General features: G+C 70.2%; 6 protein-coding genes. 3 read left to right on the top strand and 3 right to left on the bottom strand.

Annotation, left to right across the window (positions count from 1 at the left end; genetic code table 11):
• The coding region (locus RT309_RS13165; protein WP_313357724.1) for a phosphoenolpyruvate carboxylase at positions 1 to 890 on the bottom strand (890 nt) is incomplete at its 3' end.
• Between the two features lie 57 nt (positions 891 to 947).
• Between RT309_RS13165 and RT309_RS13160 the strand changes: the two genes are divergently transcribed.
• The 3 genes from RT309_RS13160 (at position 948) to hisS (ending at position 4,185) form a co-directional block, all read left to right on the top strand.
• A complete protein-coding gene (locus RT309_RS13160; RefSeq protein ID WP_313357722.1) occupies positions 948 to 2,123 on the top strand; it encodes a Na+/H+ antiporter NhaA in 1,176 nt (391 codons plus the stop codon).
• A gap of 4 nt (positions 2,124 to 2,127) precedes the next feature.
• Complete coding sequence (locus tag RT309_RS13155; protein ID WP_313357720.1) at positions 2,128 to 2,787, top strand: MazG family protein; 660 nt, start codon at positions 2,128 to 2,130, stop codon at positions 2,785 to 2,787.
• A 135-nt stretch (positions 2,788 to 2,922) separates the two neighbouring features.
• Positions 2,923 to 4,185 carry a histidine--tRNA ligase gene (gene hisS / locus RT309_RS13150; RefSeq protein ID WP_313357726.1) on the top strand — a complete coding sequence of 421 codons (1,263 nt, stop codon included), beginning with the start codon at positions 2,923 to 2,925 and terminating at the stop codon, positions 4,183 to 4,185.
• Between the two features lie 122 nt (positions 4,186 to 4,307).
• Here hisS and RT309_RS13145 read toward each other — a convergent pair whose 3' ends face one another.
• Positions 4,308 to 5,537, bottom strand: a complete 1,230-nt coding sequence (locus RT309_RS13145; RefSeq protein WP_313357718.1) for an APC family permease — start codon at positions 5,535 to 5,537, stop codon at positions 4,308 to 4,310.
• Between the two features lie 41 nt (positions 5,538 to 5,578).
• Positions 5,579 to 6,061 carry a DUF4442 domain-containing protein gene (locus RT309_RS13140; RefSeq protein ID WP_313357716.1) on the bottom strand — a complete coding sequence of 161 codons (483 nt, stop codon included), beginning with the start codon at positions 6,059 to 6,061 and terminating at the stop codon, positions 5,579 to 5,581.
• Between the last annotated feature and the right edge of the window lie 207 nt (positions 6,062 to 6,268).

The raw sequence follows: 6,268 nt of genomic DNA, 5'->3' as shown, positions 1-6,268 counted from the left end.
TCCCTGGTCACCGCCGCCGTGACGAACGGGTTGCCGTCGCGGTCGCCGCCGACCCACGAGCCGACCCGCACGAACGCGGGGACGACGGGCGCGCTCGCGCCGGACTCGTCGCCGCGCAGCGCGTCGTCGATGCGGCGGTACACGTGCGGCACGGTGCTGAACAGGGTCTCGTCGAAGACGCCCATCACCGTGCGCACCTCGTCGGTCGGGCTGGGCTTCTGCGCGCGAAGCGGCGCGGTGCGCCACAGGGTGTCGATCTCCTCGAGCATCCGGCGCAGTGCGCGCCGCTCGTCGGCGCCGCCCTCGCTCGCGGCATCGTGCTCGGTGAGCAGGTCGGAGAGGCGGCGGATGCTGTCAGACACCGCACGGCGGCGGGCCTCGGTCGGGTGCGCGGTGAACACCGGGTGGAAGCGCAGCTCGGCGAGACGCTCGCGAGCGGCATCCTCCCCGACCTCCTTCGTCAGCTGGGCGAACGCGGTCGCGACCGTGTCGGCCTCCCGTGATTGGGTCCCTGAGCCTGTCGAAGGCTGGCCGGACCGTTCCCGCAGGATGCGCACGCGCTGGTGCTCCTCGGCGAGATTGACGAGGTGAAAGTAGCACGTGAAGGCCCGCGCGACCTCATCGGCACGCTCGATTGTGAACGAGTCGGCGATCTCGGCGGCGCGGGTGAACGCCGCCCCGTCGCTGTCGATGTCGGATGCCTGGATCGTCGCCAGGCGCAGTCGCTCGACATCCTCGAAGAGTCCGACGCTGCCCGACTCGCGCAGCACCTGCCCGAGCAGGCCGCCGAGCATCCGCACATCCGCGCGCATCGCGTCGGGAATGCCGTGGGAGGCTTCGAATCGGGTGATGACGCGGATGGCTTCGGTGTTCGTGGGCTCTAGCGACATGTTTCGAGCGTAAACCGCCCGAACAAGGCATCCGTCCCCTGTGACAGAGTGGAGGGGATGCGAATCTCGGACAATCCTCTTCGTGGCCAGCAGTTCCCGGCGGCGCTTCTTCTCGCCGCCGCGGCTCTCGGCCTGCTGCTGGCGAATCTCGCCACCCACGACGGGATCGCCGAGGTGCTGCATGCGCGCATCGCGATACCCGGCACGGGACTCGACCTCTCGATCGACGAGTGGGTGGCCGACGGACTGCTCGCGATCTTCTTCCTCGTCGTCGCGATCGAGCTGCGCCACGAGCTCACCCACGGTGAGCTCGACTCTCCGCGCAAGGCTCTGCAGCCGGCGATCGCGGCCACCGGCGGCGTGATCGTGCCGATCGCGGTGTACCTGCTGATCGCCGGGCCCGGAACGGGGGAGGGAACGGCCGTCGGCTGGCCCATCCCGACCGCGACCGACATCGCGTTCGCGCTCGGTGTGCTCGCCATGTTCGGGAAGGGATTGCCGTCTGCGGTGCGCGTCTTCCTGCTCGCGCTCGCCATCCTCGACGACATCATCGGCATCATCTTCATCGCTGTCCTGTTCGCGCACGACGTGAACTGGCTGATGTTCCTGCTCGCGGTGGCGAGCGTCGCGGCGTTCGCCGTTCTCAGCCGGGTCGTCGCCAAGAACGGCTCCTCGGGGATCGCCGTGCTCATGGGGGTGCTCGGGGTGCTCGCCTGGGGCTTCATGGCCCTCTCCGGCATCCACGCCACGATCGCCGGAGTGATGCTCGGCCTCGCGATGTCGCCTGCGCCGGCCGAGAAGACCCGGCACGCTCTCGAGCCGACCGTGAACGGCGTCATCCTGCCGATCTTCGCGTTCGTCGCGGCGTTCGTCGTCATCCCTCAGGTCTCGCCCACCGAGCTGTCGCCGGCGTTCTGGGGCATCCTCGTCGCCCTGCCAGTCGGCAAGATCATCGGCATCGGCATCTTCGGATGGCTGAGCATGCAGCTGCGGCCGAAGGGCACCGAGCCGGCGCTGCGGCTGCCCGACATCCTCGCCGCGGGCACACTCGGCGGCATCGGCTTCACGGTCTCGCTGCTGCTCGCGAACCTCGCGTTCGCCGGAGACAGCGAGATCCGCGACCAGGCGATCCTCGGCGTGCTGGGCGGCTCGCTGATCGCCCTGGTGCTCTCGGCCGTCGTCGTCACCGCGCGGGCGCGCTCGTACCGCCGGCTCGCGGCCGCGGTGGAGTGAGCAGATGACGGATCCGCTGACCGAGCCCGACGCGCTGCGCGCCGCCGCCGAGACCATGCGGCAGGTGCGCGCGCGATGCGTCTGGTCGCAGCGGATCACCCATCGCGACCTCGTCCCCTACCTCATCGAGGAGGCACACGAGCTGATCGACGCCGTCGAGCGCGACGACCGCGCCGAGATGCGCGAAGAGCTCGGCGACCTGCTGTGGCAGGTGCTGTTCCACGCGGCGATCGCCGCGCAGAGTGCGTCGGAGCCGTTCGACATCGACGACGTGGCGCGCGGGCTGACCGAGAAGATGGTGCGCCGGCATCCGCACGTCTTCGGCGATGCCGTCGCGACCACGCCGGAGGAGGTGCTCGTGCACTGGAATGCCGCCAAAGCTGCGGAGAAGCGCGAGCGGCGCAGCGTGCTCGACGGCGTTCCGGCCGGCATGCCCGCGCTCGCGCGAGCGCAGAAGCTGCTGGGTCGGGCCTCGCCGGTGGTCGAGCGAGCCGAAGGCACCTCTGTGCACGGCCGACCGCCGGCATCCGAATCCGAACTCGGCGACGCCCTGCTCGCTCTGGTCGCTCAGGCGCGCGAGCAGGGATGGGATGCCGAGCGCGCGCTGCGCGGGCGCCTCCGCCTGCTCGAATCCGAGGTGCGCGCCGCCGAGCAGGCGGGCTGAGTCCCGTTCGAATCGCTCACCTTGCAGCCTTTCGGCTCGGATTGGCGCAATTCACGCGATTCGAACAGCTCGTCGGTGGGCACGTGCGCGAGCTGGAAAGATGGACGGGTGGCAACTGTGAACCCGCCGCGCGGAATGCGCGACTTCCTCCCCGCTGACAAGGCCCGTCGTGAGCGCGTGCTCGCCGTCATCCGCGAGCGCTACCGCTCGCACGGCTTCGACGAGATCGAGACACCGGTGGTCGAAGAGCACGGCCGCTTGCACGCCGGGATCGGCGGTGACAACGAGAAGCTGTCGTACAGCATCCTGCGCCGCGGACTCGAAGCCGACGCCATCCGGGGGGCGGCCGACGACCCGGCAGCGCTCAGCGATCTCGGTCTGCGCTACGACCTCACCGTGCCGCTCGCGCGCTTCTACGCGACCAACCGCGGGCAGCTGCCGACGGTGTTCCGCGCGATCCAGATCGGACCGGTCTGGCGTGCCGAGCGTCCGCAGAAGGGGCGCTACCGCCAGTTCGTGCAGTGCGACATCGACATCATCGGCGACGACTCCGCGCGTGCCGAGGCCGAGCTGATCGTGGCGTCCATCGATACCGTCGACGCACTCGGTCTCGAGGGCGGCATCGTGCGCGTGAACGACCGCCGGGCCCTGGACTGGATGCTGGACTCGTTCGGCTTCACCGAGGACGAGCGCCCCGGCGTGCTCATCACGATCGACAAGCTCGACAAGGTCGGTCCCGACGGAGTCGCCGCCGAGCTGCGCGATCGCGCGGTGACTCCCCATGCCGTCGACGCGTTCGAGGCGTTCCTGAAGCGCCCGCAGACGCGCGAGTACAACGCGTACGGCGAGCGGCAGATCCGAAAGGCGCTCCCTGACGGAGCGCCGGACGAGATCGTCGCGCACCTCGTCTCGCTGGGCGAAGCGGTCGTCGCCGCACGCCCGGATGCCGGGGACCCGCCTCTCGTCTACGACCCGTTCCTCGTGCGCGGCATGGGCTACTACACCGGCACGATCTTCGAGCTCGCGCACCCCTCCGTGAGCTACTCGCTCGGCGGCGGCGGACGGTACGACGGAATGATCGGCCGGTTCCTCGGCCAGCAGGTCCCTGCCGTGGGCTTCTCGATCGGCTTCGAGCGCATCGTCGACCTCGTCGCCGCGCAGGAGGTCGACCAGGCGCAGGCCGTCGTGCTCGTGCATGACGCCGACGTGCCGGTGGCCGAGCTGCTGGCCCACAAGTCGGCGCTGCTGCGCGACGGGATCGCACGCGTTCGCCTCGAGCGTCGCGCGAAGAACATGAAGGCGCTTCTGGAGCGCGCGGCGGCAGACGGCTACACCGGATTCGCCGCCGTGCGCTCCGGTGACGCCGTCGGCTCGATCGAGGTCAAGCCGCTGGGCTGAATCAGCCGTCGCCGAGGAAGGCGAACACACGAGCGCAGGTCGATTCCACGGAAATCGGCCTACGCCCGATTGTTCGCCTGCACCCGCGGGGCGCACGCCCCGAGGGACTCAGTGCTCCGCGCTCAGCGCGCGGCGAGGCTCAGCCGCAGCATCCGGTAACCGACGCCGGCGAGCACGACACCGGTGCCGATCAGCGAGGCGAGCGCGGGCAGCGTCGAGACCAGCAGCAGGCATCCGAGCGCGCCCACCACCTGAAGCAGGCGCGGGTAGCGGCGGGCGGATCCGGTCTGGCGGAACGCCGCGGCGTTCGCGATCAGGTAGTACAGCAGCACCCCGAATGACGAGAAGCCGATCGCGCCGCGCAGGTCGGCGATGAGCACGATGCCGATGACGATCAGCGCGATCGTGATCTCGGCGCGCTGCGGCACCTGCCAGCGGGCGTCGATGTGCGCCAGAAAGCGAGGCAGGTCGGCTTCGCGGCCCATCGCGAGGGTGGTGCGGCCGATGCCGGTCAGCAGGGCCAGCAGGGCGCCCAGCGATGCCGTGGCCGCGGCGACGCGCACGACCGGATCGAGTCCCGTCCAGCCGGAGGCGGCCACGACGTCGGCGATCGGGTGCGCGCTGCCGATGGCATCCGCTCCCAGCGTGCGCATGACCGCGAGCGCGACCAGGACGTACACGACGACTGCGCCGCCGAGCGCCAGCACGATCGCTCGCGGGATGTTCTGCGCGGGGTCTGCGACCTCTTCGCCCATGGTTGCGATCCGCGCGTATCCGGCGAAGGCGAAGAAGAGCAGGCCCGCGCCCTGCAGGATGCCGTAGGCCGTGGCATCCGGCGGGGGAGCGGGCGCTGCCTCGGGTGCCGCTGCGAAGCCCGCCGCGACGACGACCGCCAGACCGATCAGGGTGATCACGACGAGGATCCGCGTGAGCAGCGCGGTGCGGGTGATGCCGAAGCAGTTCACGACGGCGAGGGCCGCGACGGCGATCGCGGCCACCGGCGTGCGCCAGGCCTCGGGCGCTGCGTACGCGGCGAAGGTCATCGCCATCGCCGCGCAGCTCGCGATCTTGCCGATGACGAAGCACCAGCCGGCGACGAATCCCGACCACGGGCCGATCTCGGCGCGCGCGTACGCGTAGGTTCCGCCCGCTACCGGGTGCACGGCTGCCAGCTGGGCCGACGCGGTGGCGTTGCAGAAGGCGACGACGGCCGCGACGGCCAGGGCGATGAGAATGCCGGAGCCGGCGACCCCCAGCACCGGAGCCCACACGGCGAACACGCCCGCCCCGATCATCGATCCGAGGCCGATCGCGACGGCATCGGTGAGGGTCAGGCGGCGGGCGAGGGGCATCCGCTCATCGTGCCACCGCTCGGTGAACAGCGGATGTCGCGTCAGGCGGGCTGGCTCTGCACTCGCGCCGTGACGCGCTTCTTCTCGCGCACGTACACCTCGCGGCGCACCCGCGCGACCACGTCGCCATGGCCGTCCCTGATCTCGGTCTCGAACCACTCGAGCACCTTCGCGCCGCCGTGGGCGCGCTCGCGCAGCTCCTGCGTCTTCTCGGGCGAGACGTGGAAGTGCGCGGTCAGCACGCCGCGTCCAGGCTTGACGAACTCGATCTCGCCTCGGGTGTCCCACACCACGTAGTCGCGGCCGAGCTGGTGCATGACAAGCATGAAGAAGTACGGGTCGGTCATCGCCGACATCGATCCGCCGAACGCCGTCTTGACGTAATTGCGGGTGAAGACGTTCACGTGCAGCTCGACGGTGGCGTGCGTCCAGTCATCGCCGAAGCGGCGGACGCGGATCCCGCTGAACAGATTCGGGATCCACAGGCTCATGCCGATGGCGAGACGGCGGGGGGTGATGCGCATGTCGGCCAGTCTGCCCGTCCTGTCGCCGTGATGAGTGATCGCCTGGATGCCGTCCACAATTGTTCTAGTTGTATTAGAGTAATGGTGTTGGAGGTCTCATGCTCATCCGGATCGACCCAGAGAGCGCGCGCCCGCTGTTCGAGCAGATCGCGGCGTCGGTGCGCGGCGACGTGCTGGCCGCCCGGCTGCGCCCGGGCGACCGGCTGC

Origin of the sequence: Microbacterium sp. (assembly GCF_032084865.1) — a bacterium.
In the GTDB taxonomy this organism is placed as follows: domain Bacteria; phylum Actinomycetota; class Actinomycetes; order Actinomycetales; family Microbacteriaceae; genus Microbacterium.
This window is presented reverse-complemented; position numbering and strand designations above follow the sequence as displayed.

Coding starts and splice junctions, on each gene's coding strand:
- RT309_RS13155 (WP_313357720.1), top strand. CDS start 2,128: ATGACGGATCCGCTGACCGAGCCCGACGCGCTGCGCGCCGCCGCCGAG.
- RT309_RS13145 (WP_313357718.1), bottom strand. CDS start 5,537: ATGCCCCTCGCCCGCCGCCTGACCCTCACCGATGCCGTCGCGATCGGC.
- RT309_RS13140 (WP_313357716.1), bottom strand. CDS start 6,061: ATGCGCATCACCCCCCGCCGTCTCGCCATCGGCATGAGCCTGTGGATC.
- RT309_RS13160 (WP_313357722.1), top strand. CDS start 948: ATGCGAATCTCGGACAATCCTCTTCGTGGCCAGCAGTTCCCGGCGGCG.
- hisS (WP_313357726.1), top strand. CDS start 2,923: ATGCGCGACTTCCTCCCCGCTGACAAGGCCCGTCGTGAGCGCGTGCTC.